This is a genomic window from Flavobacterium columnare NBRC 100251 = ATCC 23463, assembly GCF_002530675.1.
In the GTDB taxonomy this organism is placed as follows: domain Bacteria; phylum Bacteroidota; class Bacteroidia; order Flavobacteriales; family Flavobacteriaceae; genus Flavobacterium; species Flavobacterium columnare.
Map to the genome: position 1 here is coordinate 1 of NZ_PCMX01000060.1, position 24125 is coordinate 24125.

Consider the following 24125-nt stretch of genomic DNA (forward strand, 5'->3'; position numbering starts at 1 on the left):
GTATTAATTTTATTAAATTTCCATATACCCCTTCAAAAAAAAAGTAAAATATTTTATCGCTTTTAGCAAAAGAAATATACCCCATACAGTAAGATACCAACTGAAAAAAAGTTGCAAAAGAAATCAATCGAATTATGAAAATCGAGTTTATAAATTGTTTAGATAAAAATAATTCAACTAAAAAGGGACTTACGATAATTAATAAAATTAATAAAGGAGAAACTAATAAAACCACCACATTGGTTTGTTCATTAACCAATTGTTTTACCTTATCATTATCTTTAGAAATGATAGATAATCTAGGAAAAAAATCCGTAGCTAATGCAGTTAATAAAAAACCGATATATTGGGTTGTTAATGAAATAGCCGCTGAATACAATCCTAAATCTTGTAAACCGCCTCTTTTTTCTATAAAAATATTAATTAGTTGATTTGTTATTAATCCTAAAAGCGAAACTACAATAATAACGAATCCCAGCTGTATAATTTTTTTAGTATATAAAAAAACCGAATAATCTGGTTTAAAACTTATATTAATCTTATTTTTTATGTAATAGAAAAGTAAAATTATAAAACTAACAAAAGCTGAGCCTACAATTGAAAAAACAATTCCTTCCTCTTTGTAGGTATAAAAAAACAAACTTGACAGTAAAAAACTAGCAATAGATATATATATACTTGAAACAATAATGTCCTGTATCATTTGTAAGGACTTAAAAATTGTTTGTATTCCTTTTCCTAAAATCGTAAAGAATACAAATAAAGATAAAAAGATAAAATCTTTGTAACGGTCAGAGGTATTAAATGTGAATAAACTTAATTGTTTTGCAAAAAGAATTGTTAATGCTGTGCCTAAAAGAGCTGAAAATAGGAATAATAAAACAGAAACATTAGTCCTTTTTTCTAACTCTTTTTTATTATCATTTTCTAATGTATCTGATATTTCTCGAACTACGCTTAACTCTAAACCCAATAAACTAAAAGTAGATATAATATTTAGAGTAGAGTTAAAAAGATTATTCAACGCAATACCTGAAGGCCCTAAAAAAACAGCCATTATTTTACCTTTAAATATAGCTATTATAATATTTACAAGCTGTACAAATCCAAAACTTAGTGTATTAGTCAAGCTTTTTTTATAACTCTTTATGTTTGGGTTTTCTTTTGTCATAGTATAATAATCTAAAACGTATTTTTCTTACTTCATACTCCTTAAACTAACAAATAGATCTAGATAGATTTTGTTTTTAATACAAACAAAAAATTTAAAAAGCATTTAATACCCTAATTACATAATCTACTTCTTCTTTATTCATTATAGGACTCATTGGTAAACTAAGTATTTCATCATGAATTTGTTCTGTAATAGGAAAACTCAAATTATTCCATTCTTTCATTGCTTTTTGTTTATGTGGCGCAACAGGATAATGAATAAGTGTTTGAACTCCATTAGCGTCTAAGTATTTTTGTAATTCATCCCGTTGTTTACATCTTATAACAAAAATATGAAATACGTGCTCATCTAAAGTTTTAATTGTAGGAAGAAAGATTCTAGGGTTTCGAATGTTTTTTAAATAGTAATCAGCTATCTTTCTTCTTTTTTCATTCTCTTGATCTAAGAATGGAAGTTTACTATTTAAAAAAGCAGCTTGTAGCTCATCTAATCTTGAATTAATTCCTATTAAATCATTATAATATTTTTTTGATGAGCCGTAATTTCTTAATTTTTGTATAATACTTGCAATTAATGAATCATCTGTAATAATAGCTCCTCCATCTCCTAAAGCACCTAAATTTTTACCTGGATAAAAACTAAATGTACGGGTATGACTTCCTTTAAATTTTAATCCATGAGCTTGTGCACAATCTTCTACTAATATTAAATCGTATTTATGTCCTATTGGTATTATAGCATTCATATCGGCTAATTGGCCATACAAATGAACGACTAAAATACCTTTTGTTTTAGATGTTATTTTTTCTTCTATCTTAGAAGGATCTATAGTATAGGTATCTAAATTAGGTTCAACCAATACAGGGGTGAGTCCAGCTTGTATAATTCCTAAAATAGAAGCTATGTAAGTATTAGCAGGCACTATAATTTCATCTCCCTTTTTTAAATTTCCTTTTTCTAGATATGCTAAAAAAGTAAGTGTAATAGCATCCAATCCATTCGCCACTCCAACGCAATAATTAGATTGGCAATAATCAGCAAATTGTTTTTCAAAAAGAGCTACTTCTTTCCCTAAAATATACCATCCTGATGTCAATACTTCTTGTAACTTATTTTGAAAAAGTATTTCATAAGGTTGATTAATCTTTTTTAAATCTAAAAAAGATACATTCATAGAGTCAGGGTATAATTTTATATTAGTCATAGCAATTCAGATCCATTTTTATGGTAATTTATTTATTTTCTATTTCAATTGTATAGGTATCTAAATTATAAATTGAACAGCCTAACTCTACTTTTTGTTGTAATAAACCTACGTTATAGCCTAAAAAGCTATCGTTACTAACTGTACCCATATCAAAAAAATGAAAGGAATCTTTAAATTTTTGAATGAGTTTAATAAATAAAAAATCAAGTGCTCTATACTTTTCTCCTAATATGGTTGTAGCTCCATATTGTGATTTAATACCTTTTTTAGATATAAAAAGCGTAACTCCAGCTATAATTTTATTTTCAAAATAAACAGAATATTGTCTAATGTTAGAAGGAAACTGATTTTTTAGTTTTTGAATTTCTAATAATGAATGTACTGGTTTGGTTTGATAACGTTCTAATAATCTAGGTTCTAAAACTTCTGTCCAAAAAGAGGTTAAATTAGATTCTTCTTGTATTTTTAAACCTAACTTGTCAATTTTATTAAAGTGTTTTAATTTACTTTTTGAAATTAATAATTCTTCTTTGTAATCAATAATTAAACTCATTTCTCGTTTGAACAAAAAACTTTTATAACGATTAAATAATATATAATCAATTCCTTGGTTTCCTTTTAGATATATACTAGGGATTTGTTTTAAAACAAGTTGTTTTATACCGCGTTTTTGTAAAAAGACAAAACTCTTTTGAATAATTATTTCTATTTTTTCTACAGTAAACTTAGAAGAAAAATAAAACCCTCCATAAGTTAATCCTTGGTGTGAATACAAGGTATCGCCTACTCTGTTCCCTGGTAGAATAGCTACTAATAATTGGTCTTCAAAAAGCATCAATGAAAAATCTTCAAAACGCGCCTTATGATATTCCATATAATCACGATGAAATAAAAAAGGAACACATTTAGATGTTTCAACAAACTGATTCCAAATCCTATAATAGCTTGAACTATATTGTACTGCTGTAAACAAACTTGAATTTTAAAAATTAAAGTCGAAAAATACACATTTTAATATGCTAATACAAATTTTAAGATCTCAGTTTTTTTAGATAATTTTGGTTTCTTATTAAAAATACAATGAAACAAATTAGCTCAATTCAAAATCCTTACATTAAATCATTAAGTTTACTACAAGAAAAAGCAAGGGAAAGAAAGAAAACAAAAACTTTTTTAATTGAAGGAATACGTGAAGTAGAATTAGCTAAAAAAGGGGGTTATCAAATAGAAACTATCTTAATTTGTACAGAAATAATCCCTACGTCTGATTTAAGTAAATTTGAATGCAATCAAATCATTGAAATTTCAAAAGAAGTATACCACAAATTAGCTTATCGTGATACTACAGAAGGAATTATAGCTGTTGCAAAAACTAAATCTTTTGAATTAACCAATTTAAAACTGCCTAAAAACCCCTTGATACTAATTGCAGAAGCTCCTGAAAAACCAGGCAATATTGGAGCTATACTTCGTACAGCAGATGCAGCCAATCTGGATGCAGTAATTATTGCAAATCCCAAAAGTGATCTTTATAATCCGAATATTGTTAGATCTAGTGTAGGATGCCTATTTACCAATCAAATTGCTATTGGTACTACTGATGAAATTATAGCCTTTCTAAAAACCAATCATATTTGTTTTTATGCTGCTACACTACAAAACTCAACAAATTATCATACACAAGATTACACAAAACCAACAGCACTAGTAGTAGGTACAGAGGCTACAGGGCTAAGCGAAGCATGGCGAACTCAAGCTACTCAAAATATAATAATACCTATGCAAGGTGCTATAGACAGCATGAACGTATCGGTTGCAGCAGCCATTCTCATTTTTGAAGCTAAAAGACAGCGCGATTTTAAATAATAAAAATACATATAAAATAGTTTTATTCCTATTTTAAACAAAAAATAACTTTTTACGTTATAACAGAATATTTGAAGTCATTTGATATTGTTAGAATTTATTATATCATTTCTATTTAAATATAAATTTAATGTAAAAATAGTGTTAAACAATTAATTCTTTTTAGAGATCATGATGTCATTACAAATTTTGTCAATAAATTTGAGGGTATTATATAAAATATTCTAATTCTATTCCTTTTATAAGTTTATAAAAGGAATAAGACTGATATTTTTAGAATAGATCCATATAATATTTGCAAAAAACAGACTACATAGATGCCAAATAATCAAAATAAATATATAGATAGAGAAAAAAGCTGGTTAGCATTTAATTTTAGAGTGCTACAAGAAGCAGCTGATGAAAAGGTTCCCTTATTAGATCGTTTGCGATTTTTAGGGATTTTTTCAAATAATCTAGATGAATTTTTTAGAGTTCGATATGCAGCTATCAGAAGATTGGCTTTAGAAGGAAAAACAGGAGAAGAAATTTTAGGAGGAATATCTTTACAACAACTAATCAAAGATATCACAGATACTGTTATAGAACAACAATCAGAAAGTCTTAGAATACTCAGTATTATTGAAAAAGAATTAGGAAAAGAAGGAATTTTTATCATTAATGAAACAGAAATAAATAAAGAACAACAAAAGTTTATTAGAAATTTCTTCATTCAAAAAGTAAGTCCTGAGTTAGTAACGATTATACTTAATGATTTAGACGAATTTCCTTTACTAAAAGACACTTCAGGCTATTTGGCCATTAAAATGGTTATGAAACCCAAAGAAGAAGCCTCTATGCTTCAAAAAATAAAATTAAAAAGAGAGGTCAGATATGCCGTAATTGAAATTCCTAAAACAATTAATCGTTTTGTTGTTTTACCTTCCAATAATGACAAACAATATGTCATTATGTTAGATGATGTAATACGATATAATATTCATCAAATATTTACCATTTTTGATTATGATAACATCAGTGCTCACATGATCAAAATTACTAGAGATGCTGAATTAGAGCTGGATAGTGATTTAAACAAAAGTTTCTTAGAAAAAATTTCACTAGGCGTTAAAGATAGAAGAATAGGAGAACCCGTACGCTTTGTCTATGATCAAACAATTGATAAAGATACTTTGAAATTTTTCTTATATAAAATGGGAATAAATTCAAAAGATAGTTTAATTCCAGGAGGACGATATCATAATCGTAGGGATTATATGGATTTTCCTAATCTAGGCCGATTTGATCTACTATACAAAGCAAATGCTCCATTAACAGTAAAAGGTTTAAGCTTAGAAGGAAGTATCCTAAAACAAATTGAACATAAAGATTATTTAATAAATGCTCCCTATCAGTCTTTTTCTTATATCATACGATTTCTTAGAGAAGCAGCTTTAGATCCGTATGTTACAACTATCAAAATTACCTTATATCGTTTAGCAAAAAATTCACAAATCATAAGTTCATTAATTAATGCTGCTAAAAATGGTAAAAAAGTAATTGTTCAAATAGAACTTCAAGCTCGGTTTGACGAAGCTAGTAATATTTCTTATGCAGAAATAATGCAAACTGAAGGCATAGAATTAATTTTTGGAGTAAAAGGGTTAAAAGTTCATAGTAAAATATGTTATGTAGAACGAATTGATGAAAAAGGGCGATTAAAACGCTATGGGATCATATCAACAGGTAATTTTAATGAATCCAGTGCTAAAGTATATACTGACGTAACACTCTTTACAGCGCATCAAAAAATACTCAAAGACATGGTTAAAGTCTTTGAATTCTTTCAAATTAATTATAAAGTCCATCGCTATAAACATCTAATCCTATCACCTCATTATAGCAGATCTAAATTCTGTAAATTAATTGATCGTGAGATACTTAACGCATCAATAGGCAAACCCGCTTATATAAAACTTAAAATGAATAGTTTATCAGATTACAAAATGATAGATAAATTATATGATGCCAGTAGAGCCGGTGTAAAAGTTCAATTAATTATCAGAGGAATTTGCTCATTAATTCCTGGTGTTAAAGGAATGAGCGAAAATATAGAAGCAATTTCTATAGTAGATGCTTATTTAGAACATTCTAGAGTTTATATTTTTTGTAACGAAAACAATCCAGATGTCTTTATTTCATCAGCCGATTTTATGACTAGAAATTTAGACGCACGTGTGGAAGTTTCATGTCCTATTTATGATCAAGATATAAAAGAAGAATTGATAAATACTTTTGATATAGGATGGAAAGGTAATGTAAAAGCACGTTTTCACTCAGAAAAACTAGATAACAAATATAGATTAAAAGGAAATAATCCTATTTTTAGAGCACAATTAGAAACCTATCAGTATTATAGAAATAAAATAGAAGTTATAGAAGAAATAATTTAAGTCAATCCAAATGATTAATATAAAAAAGTACGCAGCAATTGATATAGGATCCAATGCTGTAAGATTGCTGATCACAAATATAGTAGAGCAAAATGGCAAAGAAACTCAATTTAATAAAAGTGCTTTATTTAGAGTTCCCATTCGATTAGGACAAGATGCTTTTACAGTAGGAGAAATTACGCAGGAAAATATTAATCGGATGATAGATGCTATGAAAGCCTACAAGCTACTAATGGGCGTTTATAAAGTAGAAAAATATAAAGCTTGTGCCACTTCTGCTATGAGAGAAGCCTATAATGCCAAAGAAGTAGTAGAATTAATAAAAAAGAAAGCCGAAATTAAAATTGATATCATTGATGGCAAAAAAGAAGCCGCAATTATAGCTGCTTCTGATCTGCATTCATTTATAAAAACAGAACAAACTTATTTATATGTGGATGTTGGAGGAGGAAGTACCGAATTTTCTTTGTTTAGCCAAGGTAAGATTATAGCTTCTAAATCATTTAAAAATGGAACTGTACGATTACTTAATGAAATGGTAAATAATGTGGTCTGGGAAGAAATAGAAAAGTGGATCAAAAATGTTACGGATCCCTATGAAGAAATCACTTTAATTGGATCTGGAGGCAATATTAATAAAATTTTTAAATTATCAGGTAAACCACAAGACAAACCTTTATCTTATATTTATTTAAATACTCAGTACCAATACCTTTCTTCATTATCCTATGAGGAAAGAATTGCAGAATTAGGATTAAACACAGATCGAGCAGATGTAATCATACATGCACTTAGAATTTATTTAAATGCTATGAAATGGAGTAAAGCAAATAAAATTTACGTTCCAAAAATAGGTCTTTCAGATGGTATTATTAAAGCAATGTATTACGAAAAAATATAAAGTAATTCGTCAAAAAGAGTTGTGATTGTTTTTGGTAATGTGGTCAAAAATAGTTGGTGATTTTCCATTTTTTAATGCTTATATTACCCTGTCAAATTCAAGAGGAAGTTGGCTCTGCTGAGGAGCAACCAACCAGCAATAGGTTTTATAATTCATAGATAGTTAAGAGGATAGATTTTTAGTCTATCCTCTTTTAAATTATCGGTAATTGATATGGCTAAAAAAACCTATTTTAAGTTTGATTTTTATAGTATAAATACCATTTCAAAAAGTTTTTTCTGTTTTTTATGTAAACTTCCCTCAATTAGCTACATTCAAAACTAAAGAATTCCAATCAATAATTTTAAATTTCTCTTGTTGAAATATGGGAAACTCTTCGGCGGTTTCAAAGTTGAGTTTCCCATATTTCAACAAGAACCCTATAGACGTCATATAATTCAGCCCAGAATGAGGTCTTTCATTATTATAAATCCATATCCATGCGTTTACATAATTCTGCATTTGGCGGGTTGATTCAAACATATAACAATCCAATACTTCCTGTCGAAATGTTCTATTAAAACGCTCAATCAAACTGTTTTGGGTAGGTTTTCCAAGTTGAATATAGGTTAATTCTATTTGATTATTTTGGCACCAATCCTTCATCTTTTGTGCAATAAATTCGGGACCATTATCTACTCGAATTCGCTCTGGTTTACCCCTCCATTGGATTAAATTGTCTAATTCATTAATCACCCTTTGAGCAGGCAAGCTGTTGTTGATAGTAACCATTAATGCTTCCCTATTAAAATCATCTATGACATTAAGAGAACGAATTTTCCTCCCATCTTGTAGCGTATCCTGCATAAAATCAATACTCCATGTGATATTAGGTTGAATTGGTCTGAGTAAAGGCTCCTTTATTCTTGCGGGAATTCTTTTCTTACGCTTACATCTTAAATTTAGCCGCATTTCTGTATAAATCCGGTATACTCGTTTATGATTCCATAGATAATCTAAATTTCTCAATCGGTTATACATCATCCAAAAACCCCAAGTACGATGAGATTCAGCCAATTTTAATAACTCTTCGGAAATTTGAAGGTCGCAATTTTTTCGTTTGGACTTATAATAAAACACAGAAGTACTTATACGAAACAGCTTACAGGCCTGACGAAAGCTCATTTTAAATCGCTTCCCAACATAGATAACAAGCTAGGCATTAAAGCTTTTTTTCGATTACATCTTTTAAAACGGTGTTTTGCAAAGTGAGTTCGGCAACAATTTTTTATACTGGCTCAATTCTTTTTCAAGCTCTTTTAATTGTTTGAGCTGATTGGGTTCAATGCCAGAATATTTACTTTTCCATTGATAAAAAGTGGGCTGACTTATACCAAATTCACGGCAAATTTCATTGACCGTTTTGCCCTTGTCTTGTTCTGAGATAATTTTGATGATTTGTGTCTCAGTAAATTTACTTTTTTTCATATTGCTAAAATTAAAAAATTATACTTTTAATCGTAGCTGTTTTTGGGGAAGCTTACAAAACATATTAGGTAAAGCTTTTTTGATTACCATAAATGATCTTTTAACCATTTTGTGTGTATACCAATATCTTCCTGTTTCGGGATTATATGATTTTTGATTAATAAAATCTCTATAAGTTTCTTCCCATTTTATTAGCTCCATAAGCCATAACTGCTTTTTGTACTCTGTGTTTATATAATGAATTTTAACTGCAATTTGTTTAAGTTCAAAACCAGATTTATGTTTTGGATTTGCTGTAAGCCATATTCTACACATTCGTGATATATGAACTAAACATCTTTGAAAAGGCACTTTTGGACAAACTTTTTTAATGGATTTTATGGAAGATTTATCACCATCAGAAGTAATACTTTTTATTGTTATCCCAAGCTTTAATAGATTCTGTAAGTCTTCGGCTATTTCCTCAAAATGTTCTCCATTGCTTATTCTGTAAAGTTATGTTAGCTTTAAATGAAAGTTTCTATATACAACTAAACAAATATCGTTTGGAAAATAAGTACCACCTAGAACTAAGTAAATCTCATCAGCTGAACTAAACTCTAACACAGGAGATTTGTTTAGCATCGTATAGAAGTAGCCTTGTAAAGTACTTATACTATATCCTGATTCTTGTGAAATTTTGTTAAAAGTATCTTTGCCAATTATCCAATTTTTAAACCAAATTTCTTTATTAGAATCTGAAACAGATTTATTGCTACTAGTAAATAATTGTCCACAATACTTACACTTAAATCGTTGTTTGTTTTGTTGAATTCCCCATTTTATAGTTTCTAGACTTTTACAAGTTGGACATCGCTTTTTTTTGAGTTTTTCATAAATAAAAAAAGTTTATTGAAATTCGTTTCAATAAACTCTTCGAAACTTCATATTTTATAATGCCTAACTGCTATTTTACCAACTATTTTTGACTATTAAACCTAGATTTTATAACGAGTAAGTTTATTCGAAATCCGATGGATTTTATTCTTTTTACCGCCTTTAAGAAAATCGGTTTTTATCTAAGTAAACACAACTTTTAAACTTAATCTATTACAAGTTTTATTAGGTTTTAAAAATAATCAAAAAACATTTTGCTTATTAAAAAAGGATATGGTGGAATACCTTTAATATAGAAAATAAATAGGCTAATCAACCCAAATTAGAGATTGTCTTTTGACTTCTGTGGGCGATAAGGGATTCGAACCCCTGACCCCCTCGGTGTAAACGAGGTGCTCTGAACCAGCTGAGCTAATCGCCCGATAAATTTAAGAAGTATACCCTCCGTTATTGTGGGTGCAAATATAAGATAGTTTTTTTGTAAAACAATAAAAAAATAAAGAAAATTATACAATTTCTGCTACTACAAACGTACTCCCTCCTATATAAACAAAATCTTTAGGGTTTGCTAATTCCTTAACACGTTTATAAGATTCTGAAACAGAACAAACTATCTCATTACGCACTAAGCCATAAGACTCAGCTATCTTTTTTAATTTTTCCGCTTCCAAACCACGTGGTACACTAGGCTTTGTAAAAATATAATATGCTTCTTTAGGAAAAAGAGGTAAAATATCGTCTAAATCTTTATCATTAACTACTCCTAAAACAAAAAACAATTGATTATAGGTTTCATTCTGAATCTGATTCAGTACAATTTTTAAACCATGACTATTATGAGCTGTATCGCAAATAATTTTAGGAGACGAATCCAACTGCTGCCAACGTCCTAATAAGCCTGTATTTTGGACTACATTTAATAATCCTTTTTCTAACTGTTCTTCTGTAATACTAAAATACTTTTGGAGAATTTCAATCGTTTGTAAAACTGTTTTTTTGTTGTGTTTTTGATAATCTCCTAATAAGGTACAAGTATATTCTTTAAACATTCGATCTGAAGCAAAATAAATATCTGAATGTGTCTCTTTTGCTTTATCTAAAAAAACAACTTGGGTTTCTGGTAAATATTCCCCTATTACTACGGGTACCCCCTTTTTTATAATCCCCGCTTTTTCTAAAGCTATAGAAACCAAAGTATTTCCTAAAAACTGTGTATGATCCCAACCTATATTAGTTATAATAGAAACCAAAGGGATAATTATGTTAGTAGAGTCTAATCGACCGCCTAAACCTACTTCTATAATGGCAACATCCACCTTATGATCGGCAAAATATTGGAAAGCTAAACCAACTGTCATTTCAAAAAAGCTCAAATGATGTTGCTCTAAAAAAGATTTATTTGTTTTAATAAATTCTACCACATATTCTTCGGATATCAAATTACCATTTATTCGAATCCGTTCTCTATAATCTTTTAAATGAGGAGAAGTGTATAACCCTACTTTATAACCTGCTTCTTGTAAAATTGATGCTAACATAGAAGAGGTTGATCCTTTACCATTAGTTCCTGCTACATGAATGGTTTTAATTTTGTGTTCAGGATTTCCTAAATGAGCTGTTAGCAATATGGTGTTTGTCAAATCCTTTTTATAAGCAGTAGCCCCTTGTTGTTGATACATAGGAAGCTGTGCAAACATCCACTGAATCGTTTCTTGATATGTCATAAAAAATTGGAGAACTATTGCCCCACGTCAAAATTAAAAACTATAAAACCTATTTGTTTTTCAGGTGCTTGTTGATCAGCATGCCATTTAAATGCTCTTGCTGCTTCTAAAGCTGGGTTAACTAAACAAGGATGTGTATTTGTTGTTCCTTTTATATAATTAGCAACTACTACCTGACCGCTTCTATTTACAGTAACCTGTACAACTACCCTTCCTGTTTCATTACAATCTTGTACTTTTCGTGATTTAGAAGCAAGGGTTCTTCCTTTTAATCCCCAACCTGATCCTCCCATTCCAGTACCTGAACCATAGAATGAATTAGCATATCTATTTCCATTTGGATCGCCTTTATCTCCAGGCACTTCATCATTGCCATGACTTCCATTAGCACCTGTTACTTTAGGACCATTAATCAAACTTGACAAAGCATCATCTGTAGATCTACTAGGTTTTTTAGATTCTTCTTTATTCTCAGGCATTTGTTTAACTCCCTTGTTTTTTATAACCAGAGAATTACTTGAATCATCATTTAAAACCTCTTCTTGTTGATTTATAGGAGTTGATTTTTCTATCTTAGGTTGAGGCGAAGAGGCTACCCTTTTTTCAGGCTGTATTTGCCCCTGCCCTAATTGGGTTGTTCCAAAATTAATTGTTATTCCATTTTCAGGAGGAGGATCTATATAGGTCAATCCAAAAAACAGAAACAAAAAGAGTAAAATAGCAAAAATTGCCGTAGTAATGGCAAATGATTTTTTTTCTTCTGGTGTTTCTAAAAATAACATATTATTTAGGTCTTACAGCTAAAACAATTTTTATATGATTACGATTGGCTATATCCATAACATAAACCGCTTTTTCTATAGGTACTCCTTCGGCTACCCGAAGTATGAGTGATTGGTTTTCTTTACCAAGAATTGTTAACAATTTAGTTTCAATCTCATTTTCAGCAACCGTTTGCTCGTTTATATAATACTTTTTATTTTTATCTATACTTACTGATATACTTTTGTTGTTATCCGTCTTTCCTTTTGCTTTTGGCAAAACCAAGTCCAAAGCATTTGTAGTAACCATAGTAGATGTTAACATAAAGAATATCAACAATAAGAAAACAATATCTGTCATAGATGACATATTAAATTCTGCTGAAACTTTATTTCTTCCTCGTAAGTTCATATCTATCGTTCATTTAATAAATCTAAAAACTCAACTGCGTTTAATTCCATTTGATGTACGACTTTATCTGTTTTTACAACTAAATGATTATATCCTACATAAGCTATTAAGCCTACTATCAAACCAACAACCGTTGTCATCATAGCGGTATAAATACCCTCTGCTAGCATACCTACTTCTATCTGTCCGCCTCCACTTGCCATTTTATGGAAAGCCATCACCATTCCTACAACTGTTCCTAAAAAACCTGTCATGGGACCTGCTCCTGAAAGTGTTGCTAACATACTTACGTTTTTTTCTAATTTATAGACTTCTAATTTTCCAGCATTTTCTATAGCGGTATTAATATCTTCTAGGCGATTACCAATTCTTGAAATGCCTTTTTCAATCAATCGAGCCACTGGAGAATCAGTTGCTATACATAATAATTTTGCAGCATCTAATTTACCATTCCCAATATGATCTTTTATTAGTAACATAAACTTATCGTCTATTTTAGAAGCTTTATTAATAGCCATAAGTCGTTCAAAATACAAATACAATGCAAAAAACAACATGATAAATAAAGACAACATGATCATTTGACCAACCAATCCTCCTGAAGTTAATAACGCCCATATAGACAAAGTTTTTTCTACTGGCACATTTCCTTCATTAGCTTGATTAACATTTGTGGCAAGTGAATCCACTTGAAGAAATAAACTCATATCCTTTTTTATTTTAAACGGTTTTATTTTGAAATAATTGTTTGGTAAATATAGTAGAATTTTGATTTAAAGTTAAAAATGATTCTAAAGACTCTATTTATAAGAACGCAAAATAAGCTTAATTATCTTTTAGAAAATATTTAATAGATGTTCTATAAAATACTCATAATGTGTATTTTAAATAACTTTATTTTAAAAGTAGATTTAAATTTTAATACCTTTTATTTTGTATCGTATTCAGTTATTTTTTATACATCATATAATTATGATACTCTTCAACATTTTAAGAACTTTTTTTACTGGATTTACTTCAGATGGGTTCAATAATACATTCTAAAACCTAACGATTGACAAAGAGAATATTGTTTTTCAAACAGAGTCTCTGTCAAATCAACCACATCATCTATTTCCTCACTGAGTGAAAAATATAAATTATCTAACATGGTACTTAATATCGGCACACGATTAATATATCCTGAAAGAGCTTTGGCTCCTGTAGTATCTAAAAAGTATTGAAAAGTTTCTTCTTCTAAATCTAAAGGAAAAGTATTTGCAAAATGGATGATTTTGCCCTTTAGTTTCCCTTCAAAAAACTCAGCTATTTCCTCAAAACTGTAATAATAATTATCAATTTGAAGAGCATTTCTTTTCCCTTGGATTACTAAATAAATAATGGAGTAATTTTTAAAAAATCTATCTTCGTATAGTAAGGTGCTAATACTTTCTTCAAATCCTTCTATACAATCAAAAGTTTTATAAATATTTGTTATTTTGTATTGAAAAGCTAAATTTTCTAATGAAGTTAAAATAACACTTGGTCTTTCTTCTGTTACATCTGCAACTGATTCTAAACAATAGATGTGGTGATTTTCTGGCATCTTTCTTAATTCTATGTGTTTTTTAAAACGTATTCCAAGAATTGATTTTTTTAAGTTTTAATTTTTTTATAAAAAACGCAAAGTTATCTAAATCGTAAAATAGTTGAAAGAATTTACATCCATTTATTTTTGTTTCATTCCCTGAAGTTATAATTAGATGAAAAAGGGATTGTTATTTTTTGCTTTTATTAGTCTTATCCTAAAGATAAAAGTTTATTTTTTATGCCCTTATTATCTATTCTTTTACTCTTAACCTCAGATTACGTATTATAAATTTATTAGAGATAAAATGCCATTGAGTATAAAAGAGGGTCCCTCTTTTATACTCAATGTGATAACACTACAATCTTTGAAAAAATTTCCATATATTTTTATCTTCTTTTCCCTTTATAGTTTTCATCACAAAGGCTAAGGCATAATCTGGGATAAAATAAAAATAACTTCAACTATTTTTACTTTTTTCTTACAGATATACTATTTTTAACCAATAAAAAAATAAAGCTATTATGACAAATAAAATTCCTGTAACGATAATAACGGGGTTCCTAGGATCAGGAAAAACTACAATTATTCGCAACTTATTAGAAAATAATAATGGAAAACGATTGGCCGTTATTGTAAATGAATTTGGTGAAATGGGAATAGATGGCGAATTACTAAAATCATGTTGCAGTTTTGAAGAAGACATTTTAGAACTAAATAACGGTTGTGTTTGTTGTACTGTACAAGACGAATTTTTACCTGTTATGTTAGAACTAATGGAACGAAAAGATTCGATAGATCATATACTAATTGAAACATCAGGACTTGCTTTACCCAAACCTCTTTTACATGCTTTTAATTGGCCTGAATTAAAACCACAAATTACGGTAGATGCCGTAGTAACTGTGGTTGACGCTGTAGGACAAGCAACGGGCGAAATTTGCGATCGTGCTAGAGTTGATGCTCAACGTCTAGCAGATGATTCATTAGATCATGAAACGCCAATTGAAGAATTATTTGAAGATCAGTTATCATGTGCAGATTTAATTGTAATGACTAAAAAAGATTTGCTAGATCAAACGCAATTTGAAGAAGTACAATCTATCATTACAAACAAAATTAGACCCAATGTAAAAATAGTAAGTGCTAATAAAGGCGTAATATCCTCTGATATTTTACTAGGAGTGGGTGCACAAGCAGAAAATGATTTAGAAAGCCGACACTCACACCACGAAGAAGATCATGCTCATGGCCACGAACATGACCACGATGATCATATTGATTCTGTGGTTGTAAAAATTACGGCAAATCATACACCAGAAACTTTAATTAATACTTTAAAAGAAATCATCAAAGAGTATGAAATTTATAGAATTAAAGGTTTTATAAATGTACCCGAAAAATCTATGCGCATGGTTTTGCAAGGCGTTTCTACTCGTTTTGAAAGCTATTTTGATCGTAAATGGAAAGAAAACGAACCCCGAACGACAAGTCTAGTTATCATTGGAGATGAATTAAAACATAAAAATTTGCAACAAATTATAAATGAAAGATTAAATTAAAAGTATATTTGAATGGATAATTAACTCGAATTAATTATCCATTTTTTAATTTTGAATACTACAAATGCACTTAATACCTACCATTCCTGGCGGCTGGAATCCTAATGAGGACGGCGTTTTTTATATAGAACAATCCAAAGGCGATATTCTTTTTTTATCTGCTGCAGATACGGAAATACATTCTTTAAATACTGCTTATAAGGAATGTATGCAGAGTCTTAATAAACAGGGACTCCCTTCTTTACGAATGACTAATCTTACTTATTTAAAACAAGAGTTAACAATAGACAAATATGTTGAAGAAGTAGTAGGAGAATCAAAACTTGTAATATGTAGACTATTAGGAGGTGTTAGTTATTATCCTTATTTAATAGAATCACTTGAATTAGAATGTCGAAAAAAAAACATTCCTATTCTTTTTTTGTCCGGTTATGATGTACCTGATATTGAATTAATGAACCTATCAAATATTGATTTCTCCATTTCAGATTTAGTTTGGAAGTATTTTTGTGCTGGAGGAAAAAACAATTTAATAGAACTATTACGTTTTCTTTTTCATCATTTTTTTGGAGCAAAAGAATTGGTTTATAAAGAACCTCAACGTATACCTGATTTATTTTTGTACGATTTAAAAACAGGTATATTAACTAAAGAGCAAGCTTCTAATTGTGTATTTAACACCATAATCTTAGTCTATAAATCACATTATTTAGCCGATAATTTAGAGCCTGTCTATGCTATTTATAAACAATTACAACAAAAAAACATATTCCCGATTATTGCTTTTGTTAATAATCTAAGAGACAAAAATACAACTGATGAATTATATGAATTACTAACTCAATCTAAAAATTGTCAGTTAAGTTCGATTATTAACACCACTAGTTTTTCAATAAAAAACGTAACAGAAAATGACAATGGCTTTATTTTTCAAAAATTAAACATACCTGTTATTCAAGCCATTTTTGCTTCTTGTACTAAAACTATTTGGGACAATAATTTATTTGGCTTACCTCCTACTGATGTAGCCATAAATGCTGCATTACCTGAATTAGATGGGCGAATCATTACTACAGCTATTTCTTTTAAAACCCCTTTAGGTAAAGATGCTATTACTGATTCAGATATTTTGAAATATGAAACACATCCAGAGGGAGTCGATTTTGTAGTGGATTTTGCAATTCGTTGGTATAAATTACAAAATATAATAAATTCAGAAAAAAAAGTGGCTCTAATCATGCCTAATTATCCCAATAAAGACAGTCGTTTGGCTAACGGGGTTGGACTTGACACGCCAGAAAGCATGGTAAGAATTATACAAGCTCTTAAAGAAAATGGATATGATTTAGGTAACTTTATTCCTAATTCGAGTAACGAATTAATTCAATTGATTACACACTATATAACGAATGATATAGATACCACACAAGCTCGTCCGTTTCAGGTTTCATTAAAATTAGAAGATTTTTATAAAAAATACGAATCTCTTTCCCCCTATTTTAAAACACAACTTGAAAAACAATGGGGAAAACCAGAGGATTCTCCATTTTGTAGTAATGGACAGTTTGCTATTGCAGGTTTTTTATTAGGAACTATTTTTGTGAGTATTCAACCTGCAAGAGGCTATAATCAAGATGAAAAAGCCATTTATCATTCACCTGATTTACCTCCAACGTATAATTATTTAGCATATTATTTTTGGGTAAATCATATTTTTCAAGCAGATGCTATTGTACACGTTGGGAAACATGGAAACTTAGAATGGTTACCAGGCAAAAGTATTGCCTTGAGTAAAGAAAGTTGTTATCCAAGACTGTTATTAGAAGCTATTCCTCATTTTTATCCCTTTATTGTTAATGATCCTGGCGAAGGAACACAAGCCAAACGAAGAAACCAAGCTGTAATTTTAGATCATCTCATTCCTCCTATGACACGTGCTGAAAATTATGGCGTTTTAACAAGATTAGAACATCTTATAGATGAATATTACGAAGCTTTTACACTGGATAATAAACGTACTGCATTACTAAAAAAGCAAATTAAAGCTTTAGTTCAAGAAGCACATTTAGACACTGACTTAAAAACTTCTGTAGATGACATAGATCAATTATTAGTAAAACTAGATGGCTATTTATGTGATTTAAAAGAAGCACAAATTAGAGATGGTTTACATATTTTTGGGGAAGTTCCTAAAAATAATCAATTGTTAGATTTGCTTATTGCCCTACATCGTTTGCCTTCAGGAACAACAAAAGGTATAACCCAAGCTTTAGCTATTGATTTAGAATTAGATTTTAATCCTTTAGAATGCAATTATGCGGATTCTTTTAAAAAAGAAATTCATCAAGTACATTGCAGAACTATTGGAGATGCTATAGAACAACTAGAATTAATTTCACGTACTTATCTATCGCAATTTTTATTAGATAGAAAAAAAACAGGATATTTACATTTTGATGAAGTCCTTCAATTTATAATTAATACTACCTATCCTAAAATTCAACAAACGACTAATGAAATTACTAATTTAATAACAGGATTAAATGGCAAATACGTTCCTTCTGGAAGCTCAGGAGCTCCTACAAGAGGCCGTTTAGACGTATTGCCCACTGGTAGAAATTTTTATTCAGTAGATGTACGTACCATTCCTTCACCAACAGCGTATACATTAGGCGTAAAAAGTGCCCATTTAATTATTGAACGCTACCTCCAAGAAAACGGGGAATATCCAGAAACAATAGGACTCTCGGTTTGGGGAACTTCTACCATGCGAACAGGAGGAGATGATATTGCACAAGCCTTTTCTTTAATGGGGGTTAAACCTATTTGGGAAGGAGCTAACAGAAGAGTTATTGATTTCGAAATTATTTCACCTTTGATACTCAAACGACCAAGAGTAGATGTAATACTTCGTATTTCTGGCTTTTTTAGAGATGCCTTTCCTGATGTAATTTCGTTATTTAATAAGGCCGTTGAACGACTAGCACACTTAGATGAAGATCCTGAAATAAATCCTATTAGAAAACGTTTTTTAAAAGAAAAAGAAGAGTGGATAACAAAAGGAATTACTCATGATAAAGCTCATAAAAGAGCCTTATTTCGTGTGTTTGGATCTAAACCTGGGGCATACGGAGCAGGATTACAAGCTGTTATTGATGAAAAAAACTGGCAAACTAAAGAAGATTTGGCAAAAGTATATATGCAATGGAGCGGTTATGCTTATGGTAGCGACAGAATAGGAGAATCAGCTCATGAAGTTTTTGAACAACGCTTATCTGATATTCAAATTGTAATGCACAATCAAGATAATAGAGAACATGACCTTTTAGATTCTGATGATTATTATCAGTTTCAAGGTGGTTTGACTAATGCCGTACAAACAATTAGTGGCAAGCAACCAAAGGTCTATTTTGGAGATCATTCGCGTCCTGATAATCCAAAAGTCAAAACGCTTAAAGAAGAATTACTAAAAGTATATCGTTCACGTGTCATAAATCCAAAATGGATTGAAGGTGTAAAACGACATGGTTATAAAGGTGCTTTTGAAATGGCTGCAACAATGGACTATCTCTTTGCCTATGATGCTACTACTGATATGATTGACGATTTCATGTACGAAGGAATTACACAAGAATATTTATTTAATCCCGAAAATAAAGAATTTATAGAAAAAGCAAATCCATGGGCTCTAAAAGATATGACTGAACGAATGTTAGAAGCTATTCAACGAGGTATGTGGAAAGATCCCAAACCGGAAACGCTTGAAAAACTACAACATCTTTTTATAGATACAGAATAAGATTTTTTTCTGAAGGTTTAATTTTAGAAACTCTTAAAAAACGAATTGAACAGCCAAAGTAAATCTCACAAAGCGAGTCACGCAATGTAATTCAAATGTAAAACATTATATCTTTTTGAATTAGATTATGTGACCGCTCTCCTTTGGAAGTAACAAACGAAAGGCTAAATTCTAACTTTTTAAATACTCCCAATGCCCCCACTAAAAAAACCAAATAAACAGGATCCTTTTTTAGCAGTTTCACTATAATAATCTTATTTATTTTATTCAGGTTGTTTTTTTCTTTTATATAAGAATAACTGCCACTTTTCTTCTGCTACTCCCGCTTTGTCCATTTCTGCACGCCCTAGAATAAAAAATAAATCAGAAAGTCTATTGATATAAGCCGGAATATAATCATCTACCTCATCTTCTTTCATTAAACTTACTAATAATCGTTCGCCACGACGTATTTGTGTACGCACTACATGGCATAGAGCTGAAATTTCATTTCCACCAGGAAGTAAAAAATAATCCGATTTAGTAGTCATTGCTGCTTCTAATTCATCAATCCATGCTTCACAAAAAGAGGGTCCATCTTCTGGTTTTGGATTAGGATTGACTTTTTTACAGTCAGATGGACGTGCTAAATGAGACATCATGTCCATCATGTCCTTCTGAATTTTATGCAAATTAATTTGCCATTCGTGTGTAACTCCTAATTTGGCACGTAATAATCCTATTGTAGAATTTACTTCATCTAATGTTCCATAACAATCTACACGAACATCATCTTTATAAACACGACTTCCACCAAATAATCCTGTTTTACCTGTATCTCCTTTTTTAGTATATATCTTCATCTTTTTGTTTTTTTTCTGATTTTCTATAATTTTTAATAAACAAAGGTTTGGTAATTTACGCTCATTTCATTAGCTAATTTTTTGGCTAATGCTAACTTTACAAAACCTTTTTCGGTATCTATTATTGTTGTATTCTTGTTCATTTTTAGATAGGTTTTAAAATATGAAACCGCTTCTGCAAATGGGTTTTGTGTTTTTCCTTGATTTATTTTACCATCTGTTATTATATATAAAAGAGTTTTTTCTTTTGTTTTTTTAGACTTTATAAGTTGTTGTACTAACTGTAAGCCTGCTTTTAAATTTGTTTTCCCCCCAGATCGTAGATCTTGTATTTCTGCAATAAAGGTTTCTATATTTTGTGTAAGTTTTAAAACAATTGTAGCCGTACCATTTTGTAATGCCACAGCTGAAAGAACTATTTTTTTATTCTGAAATTTATGGACTGTTTCTGAAATTAATCCTTTTATAAAAGAAATTTGTTGATCTTTAATCATTGAGCTACTGGAATCAATCAGAAATACTAAATGTATTTTAGATTCAGAGATAGCTTTCTTGTAATAAATTTTAAACTTTTGAGTAGTTAAATATTTTTTAACTGTATTTACTATATTTATACTTATTGCGTTTTTTTTAAAAATATTATAACTCTCTTTTTGATTGGTTTGAGAATTAAAAACGGTTCTCTTTTGAGATTCTTTTTGGGGAATCTGAATTTTTAAAAACTGATCTGTACTTGTAGCTTGTAACAAATAGTCATTTAAACCTTTACTTCCATTTTTATTTAGGTTATCCTCCTTTTTATGATTATTTTCTTCTGTATTTGTTTTTGTTTGATCATTTTCAGGAAAATGTTTCCCTCTATGATTTAGAACTAAAGGGGCTATTTTTTCTAAATGTACAGATGTTACTTCCGTACAATTCTTAAAAGCGGCATAAGCACGACTGGCTTTCATGAGTAAAATATCAGCACGTAATCCTTCTACTTGATAAGCTATACATTTTTCCGCAATCGTTTCTCTGATTTCTTCCGAGAGATGAATATTTGAAAGTTGTTTTCTAGCACTTGTAATTTGGTTGGCTAATTGTTTTTCTTGATCTTCAAATTCATGATAGAATTCGTTTGAATCTAAATCAAATTTCAAACGACGATTTACAATTTCCATTCGAATTTTTTTATCTGTAGGTGTTTTTATAGTAACTGCTAACCCAAAACGGTCGAGTAATTGCGGACGCAAATCGCCCTCTTCTGGATTCATAGTGCCTACTAAGCAAAATCTACTATCAAGCCACTGTGAAATAGAATCTCGTTCTAAAAAATACCCACCACTTGAAGAAGCATCTAATAGCACATCCATTAAATAATCATTCAACAAATTTACTTCATCAATATATAAAATACCTTGATGAGCTTTGGATAGTAATCCTTTTTGTACTTCTAATCTTTTTTCGTTAATGAGAGTTTCTAATTGAATAGAACCTAAAACACGATCTTCTGTAGCTCCTATTGGTAGATTGACAAAAGGAAAATGGGGTTCAATATTTTTCATTAAACCTTGTAAAGCACGAACAGTGGTTGTTTTACCTGTTCCTTTATCTCCTTGAACCAAAACGCCTCCTAATGAGGGATCAATCATACATAAGAGTAAAGTCAATTTAAAATCATCTTGTGCAGAGATAGCTGTAAAAGGGAAACTTTTTTGCTCCATACTATTAACCATTTATAGCGTTGTAAATCCAAAGAAATCCGATAAAAATAGAAAAAATACCTACAATAGCATTCATTATTTTGAAAGCTATTTGATTTCTTTCAATAAAACGAGACACAGAAAAGGTCAGAACACAACTGTAGGTAGTCATTGCAATAATAATTCCTATACTTTGTAAAATAATAATTCCTATTGCTGTATACGAATCCTTAGATGCCATAACTAAGGCAATAGAACAGGCACCTCCTGTACCGGCTAATCCGTGTAACATTCCTACCCAAAAAGTACGACTTAATAAATTCATAGAAATTTCTTCGCCTTGTTTACCATGTATATGTAAAACATTGGTAGTATGCTCATGATCAGGAATAGCTCTATGGTCAGCCATTATTTTTTTGAGTTCGTGATTACGACGAATAGCTGATATGCCTAGCCAAATCATTACAGGTCCTACTAGTATTTCAGCATAAGTAGAAAGATTAAGTGGTAAAGTAGATTTTAACAATAGAGCAAAGGCACTAAATAGTAATAAAGATACGGAATGTCCCATAGCCCATTGGGAGGAACGCCATAGGAGTTTTCCTAGACCTATTTTGTTATTTTTTCGTTCTGATGCTAATACAGAAACTGCTACCATGTGATCGGGTTCAAAAGAGTGTTGTATACCTAATAAAAGTGAATCTGTAAATAAATAGCCTATCATTTTTTTTATTTTTAAAATTATTATTTATTTAATAATGAATTAGTTAAAACCTATTATTTGATCATTTGCATCAATTAAAAGTATATTTAATTCTACATTGGGAATATGTTGTTTACAAACATTATAACAATGTTGTCTTAGAGAGTAAAAAAAAGGCTCTTCAAGTGTAAAATTAAAAATTTCAGTAAGCCGTCTTGCCATATTTAATTCTAAAACAGGAGTACATTGTTTATCTGTATAACCACAGTTTTTAGCCATTTGATAAATAAACTCCTTATCCCATGTAGATTTTCCACTATGGGTATCTAGTTCTCCTTGGGCTAATTTAGCTGCTTTGCCTATCATGATTCCAATAGTTACTTTTTTTAATGAAACTGAATTTATTTTTGTTAAGGTATCTCCAATCCAATTACCATATTGTATAAAGGCAAAATCGGGTAAATTTAAAAATTGCTTTCTTAATAAATTTTCTGATCGTCCTCCTGAATTGATCACAATTTCTGTACAACCATTAGCTATAGCTACATCTATTCCTTGGGTAATACTGGCAATATAGGCTGAAGAACTAAAGGCTTTTACAATTCCGGTTGTTCCTAAAATTGAAATTCCGTTTAAAATACCAATTCTTGAATTGAGTGTTTTTCGAGCAATTTCTTCTCCTTTTTCTACAAAAACTTCAACATTTACACCTTTATTGCATTGAAATTTATGTTTTATAAAATTAAGGGTATCTGTAATCATCTTTCTTGGAATAGGATTAATAGCTGGTTCTCCAACTGCAATGGCTAATCCTGGTAAGGTAACTACTCCTACCCCTTTACCTTGTAAAAAATGAATTTCTTTTGTTTCATTTAATGAAATGGTACAACCAATAGTGGCACCGTGTGTAACATCAGGATCATCTCCTGCATCTTTAATGGTAGTACAAGTTGCATAGTCTGAATTAAAAATAGAAGATGTCATTTTAAATACTACCTTTTCGCCTAAGGGCAAGGTAATTTCTATTTCTGTAATTTCTCTTTGTTCCAAAAGGCTTATAAAGGCTGCTTTAGCACAGGCAGTAGCACAAGCACCTGTTGTATAACCATGGCGTAAAGGTCCTTTAGGTATTGGAATTAAAGACATT

Annotated in this window: 21 protein-coding genes and 1 tRNA gene; 5 read left to right on the forward strand and 17 right to left on the reverse strand. The window is 30.1% G+C overall.

Annotation, left to right across the window (positions count from 1 at the left end):
- The 3 genes from B0A78_RS08665 to B0A78_RS08675 all read right to left on the reverse strand — a co-directional run.
- Window positions 1-1171 (reverse strand): oligosaccharide flippase family protein (locus B0A78_RS08665; protein ID WP_097609584.1); only part of this gene is annotated, 1171 nt, incomplete at its 3' end.
- Between the two features lie 94 nt (window positions 1172-1265).
- Entirely contained in the window at window positions 1266-2378 is a 1113-nt protein-coding gene (locus B0A78_RS08670) for a DegT/DnrJ/EryC1/StrS family aminotransferase (RefSeq protein WP_014164593.1), read from the reverse strand.
- Window positions 2379-2406: 28 nt separating this feature from the next.
- A complete protein-coding gene (locus tag B0A78_RS08675; RefSeq protein WP_065213583.1) occupies window positions 2407-3354 on the reverse strand; it encodes a FemAB family protein in 948 nt (315 codons plus the stop codon).
- 107 nt (window positions 3355-3461) lie between these two features.
- On the opposite strand from B0A78_RS08675, the gene B0A78_RS08680 reads away from it, so the two are divergent.
- The 3 genes from B0A78_RS08680 (at window position 3462) to B0A78_RS08690 (ending at window position 7580) form a co-directional block, all read left to right on the forward strand.
- Window positions 3462-4247 carry a TrmH family RNA methyltransferase gene (locus B0A78_RS08680; RefSeq protein ID WP_097609585.1) on the forward strand — a complete coding sequence of 262 codons (786 nt, stop codon included), beginning with the start codon at window positions 3462-3464 and terminating at the stop codon, window positions 4245-4247.
- A 317-nt stretch (window positions 4248-4564) separates the two neighbouring features.
- Window positions 4565-6679: a polyphosphate kinase 1 gene (ppk1, locus tag B0A78_RS08685; protein WP_014164596.1), complete on the forward strand. Its 2115-nt coding sequence runs from the start codon at window positions 4565-4567 to the stop codon at window positions 6677-6679.
- 10 nt (window positions 6680-6689) lie between these two features.
- Window positions 6690-7580: a Ppx/GppA phosphatase family protein gene (locus tag B0A78_RS08690; RefSeq protein ID WP_014164597.1), complete on the forward strand. Its 891-nt coding sequence runs from the start codon at window positions 6690-6692 to the stop codon at window positions 7578-7580.
- Between the two features lie 300 nt (window positions 7581-7880).
- On the opposite strand, the gene B0A78_RS08695 is transcribed toward B0A78_RS08690, so the two are convergent.
- The 10 genes from B0A78_RS08695 to B0A78_RS08735 form a co-directional block, all read right to left on the reverse strand.
- A complete protein-coding gene (locus tag B0A78_RS08695; protein ID WP_097609586.1) occupies window positions 7881-8744 on the reverse strand; it encodes an IS3 family transposase in 864 nt (287 codons plus the stop codon).
- A gap of 63 nt (window positions 8745-8807) precedes the next feature.
- Window positions 8808-9047 carry a transposase gene (locus B0A78_RS08700; protein ID WP_014164599.1) on the reverse strand — a complete coding sequence of 80 codons (240 nt, stop codon included), beginning with the start codon at window positions 9045-9047 and terminating at the stop codon, window positions 8808-8810.
- A gap of 18 nt (window positions 9048-9065) precedes the next feature.
- Window positions 9066-9398 (reverse strand): hypothetical protein, encoded by a 333-nt coding sequence (locus B0A78_RS14480; RefSeq protein WP_158649149.1) that lies wholly within the window; start codon window positions 9396-9398, stop codon window positions 9066-9068.
- A gap of 144 nt (window positions 9399-9542) precedes the next feature.
- Window positions 9543-9926, reverse strand: a complete 384-nt coding sequence (locus tag B0A78_RS15135; RefSeq protein WP_435528306.1) for an IS1/IS1595 family N-terminal zinc-binding domain-containing protein — start codon at window positions 9924-9926, stop codon at window positions 9543-9545.
- Between the two features lie 343 nt (window positions 9927-10269).
- A tRNA-Val gene (locus B0A78_RS08710) sits at window positions 10270-10344 on the reverse strand.
- Window positions 10345-10429: 85 nt separating this feature from the next.
- Window positions 10430-11647, reverse strand: a complete 1218-nt coding sequence (locus B0A78_RS08715) for a bifunctional folylpolyglutamate synthase/dihydrofolate synthase (RefSeq protein WP_041253164.1) — start codon at window positions 11645-11647, stop codon at window positions 10430-10432.
- Between the two features lie 14 nt (window positions 11648-11661).
- A complete protein-coding gene (locus tag B0A78_RS08720; protein ID WP_065213581.1) occupies window positions 11662-12429 on the reverse strand; it encodes an energy transducer TonB in 768 nt (255 codons plus the stop codon).
- Between the two features lies 1 nt (window position 12430).
- Complete coding sequence (locus tag B0A78_RS08725; protein ID WP_014164603.1) at window positions 12431-12820, reverse strand: ExbD/TolR family protein; 390 nt, start codon at window positions 12818-12820, stop codon at window positions 12431-12433.
- A 2-nt stretch (window positions 12821-12822) separates the two neighbouring features.
- Window positions 12823-13527 carry a MotA/TolQ/ExbB proton channel family protein gene (locus B0A78_RS08730; protein WP_014164604.1) on the reverse strand — a complete coding sequence of 235 codons (705 nt, stop codon included), beginning with the start codon at window positions 13525-13527 and terminating at the stop codon, window positions 12823-12825.
- A gap of 320 nt (window positions 13528-13847) precedes the next feature.
- Window positions 13848-14405 (reverse strand): DUF6642 family protein, encoded by a 558-nt coding sequence (locus B0A78_RS08735; RefSeq protein WP_097609587.1) that lies wholly within the window; start codon window positions 14403-14405, stop codon window positions 13848-13850.
- A 506-nt stretch (window positions 14406-14911) separates the two neighbouring features.
- Between B0A78_RS08735 and cobW the strand changes: the two genes are divergently transcribed.
- Window positions 14912-15949, forward strand: coding sequence for a cobalamin biosynthesis protein CobW (gene cobW, locus B0A78_RS08740; protein ID WP_014164606.1), 1038 nt, complete (start codon window positions 14912-14914; stop codon window positions 15947-15949).
- Between the two features lie 64 nt (window positions 15950-16013).
- Window positions 16014-19748, forward strand: a complete 3735-nt coding sequence (gene cobN, locus B0A78_RS08745; RefSeq protein ID WP_097609588.1) for a cobaltochelatase subunit CobN — start codon at window positions 16014-16016, stop codon at window positions 19746-19748.
- A gap of 263 nt (window positions 19749-20011) precedes the next feature.
- Here cobN and B0A78_RS08750 read toward each other — a convergent pair whose 3' ends face one another.
- Genes B0A78_RS08750 through B0A78_RS08765 form a run of 4 tightly spaced genes read right to left on the reverse strand, consistent with a single transcriptional unit; the run spans window position 20012 to window position 24124 of the window.
- Window positions 20012-20590: a cob(I)yrinic acid a,c-diamide adenosyltransferase gene (locus B0A78_RS08750; protein WP_014164608.1), complete on the reverse strand. Its 579-nt coding sequence runs from the start codon at window positions 20588-20590 to the stop codon at window positions 20012-20014.
- 32 nt (window positions 20591-20622) lie between these two features.
- Entirely contained in the window at window positions 20623-22296 is a 1674-nt protein-coding gene (locus tag B0A78_RS08755) for a VWA domain-containing protein (protein WP_169859115.1), read from the reverse strand.
- 4 nt (window positions 22297-22300) lie between these two features.
- On the reverse strand, window positions 22301-22999 hold the full coding sequence (locus B0A78_RS08760) for a hypothetical protein (protein ID WP_014164610.1): 699 nt from the start codon (window positions 22997-22999) through the stop codon (window positions 22301-22303).
- Window positions 23000-23038: 39 nt separating this feature from the next.
- Entirely contained in the window at window positions 23039-24124 is a 1086-nt protein-coding gene (locus B0A78_RS08765; RefSeq protein WP_065213577.1) for a cobalt-precorrin-5B (C(1))-methyltransferase, read from the reverse strand.
- Window position 24125 lies beyond the last annotated feature (1 nt).

Coding starts and splice junctions, on each gene's coding strand:
- B0A78_RS08670 (WP_014164593.1), bottom strand. CDS start 2,378: ATGACTAATATAAAATTATACCCTGACTCTATGAATGTATCTTTTTTA.
- B0A78_RS08680 (WP_097609585.1), top strand. CDS start 3,462: ATGAAACAAATTAGCTCAATTCAAAATCCTTACATTAAATCATTAAGT.
- ppk1 (WP_014164596.1), top strand. CDS start 4,565: ATGCCAAATAATCAAAATAAATATATAGATAGAGAAAAAAGCTGGTTA.
- B0A78_RS08690 (WP_014164597.1), top strand. CDS start 6,690: ATGATTAATATAAAAAAGTACGCAGCAATTGATATAGGATCCAATGCT.
- B0A78_RS08695 (WP_097609586.1), bottom strand. CDS start 8,744: ATGAGCTTTCGTCAGGCCTGTAAGCTGTTTCGTATAAGTACTTCTGTG.
- B0A78_RS08700 (WP_014164599.1), bottom strand. CDS start 9,047: ATGAAAAAAAGTAAATTTACTGAGACACAAATCATCAAAATTATCTCA.
- B0A78_RS08715 (WP_041253164.1), bottom strand. CDS start 11,647: ATGACATATCAAGAAACGATTCAGTGGATGTTTGCACAGCTTCCTATG.
- B0A78_RS08720 (WP_065213581.1), bottom strand. CDS start 12,429: ATGTTATTTTTAGAAACACCAGAAGAAAAAAAATCATTTGCCATTACT.
- B0A78_RS08725 (WP_014164603.1), bottom strand. CDS start 12,820: ATGAACTTACGAGGAAGAAATAAAGTTTCAGCAGAATTTAATATGTCA.
- B0A78_RS08730 (WP_014164604.1), bottom strand. CDS start 13,527: ATGAGTTTATTTCTTCAAGTGGATTCACTTGCCACAAATGTTAATCAA.
- B0A78_RS08735 (WP_097609587.1), bottom strand. CDS start 14,405: ATGCCAGAAAATCACCACATCTATTGTTTAGAATCAGTTGCAGATGTA.
- cobW (WP_014164606.1), top strand. CDS start 14,912: ATGACAAATAAAATTCCTGTAACGATAATAACGGGGTTCCTAGGATCA.
- cobN (WP_097609588.1), top strand. CDS start 16,014: ATGCACTTAATACCTACCATTCCTGGCGGCTGGAATCCTAATGAGGAC.
- B0A78_RS08750 (WP_014164608.1), bottom strand. CDS start 20,590: ATGAAGATATATACTAAAAAAGGAGATACAGGTAAAACAGGATTATTT.
- B0A78_RS08755 (WP_169859115.1), bottom strand. CDS start 22,296: ATGGAGCAAAAAAGTTTCCCTTTTACAGCTATCTCTGCACAAGATGAT.
- B0A78_RS08760 (WP_014164610.1), bottom strand. CDS start 22,999: ATGATAGGCTATTTATTTACAGATTCACTTTTATTAGGTATACAACAC.
- B0A78_RS08765 (WP_065213577.1), bottom strand. CDS start 24,124: ATGTCTTTAATTCCAATACCTAAAGGACCTTTACGCCATGGTTATACA.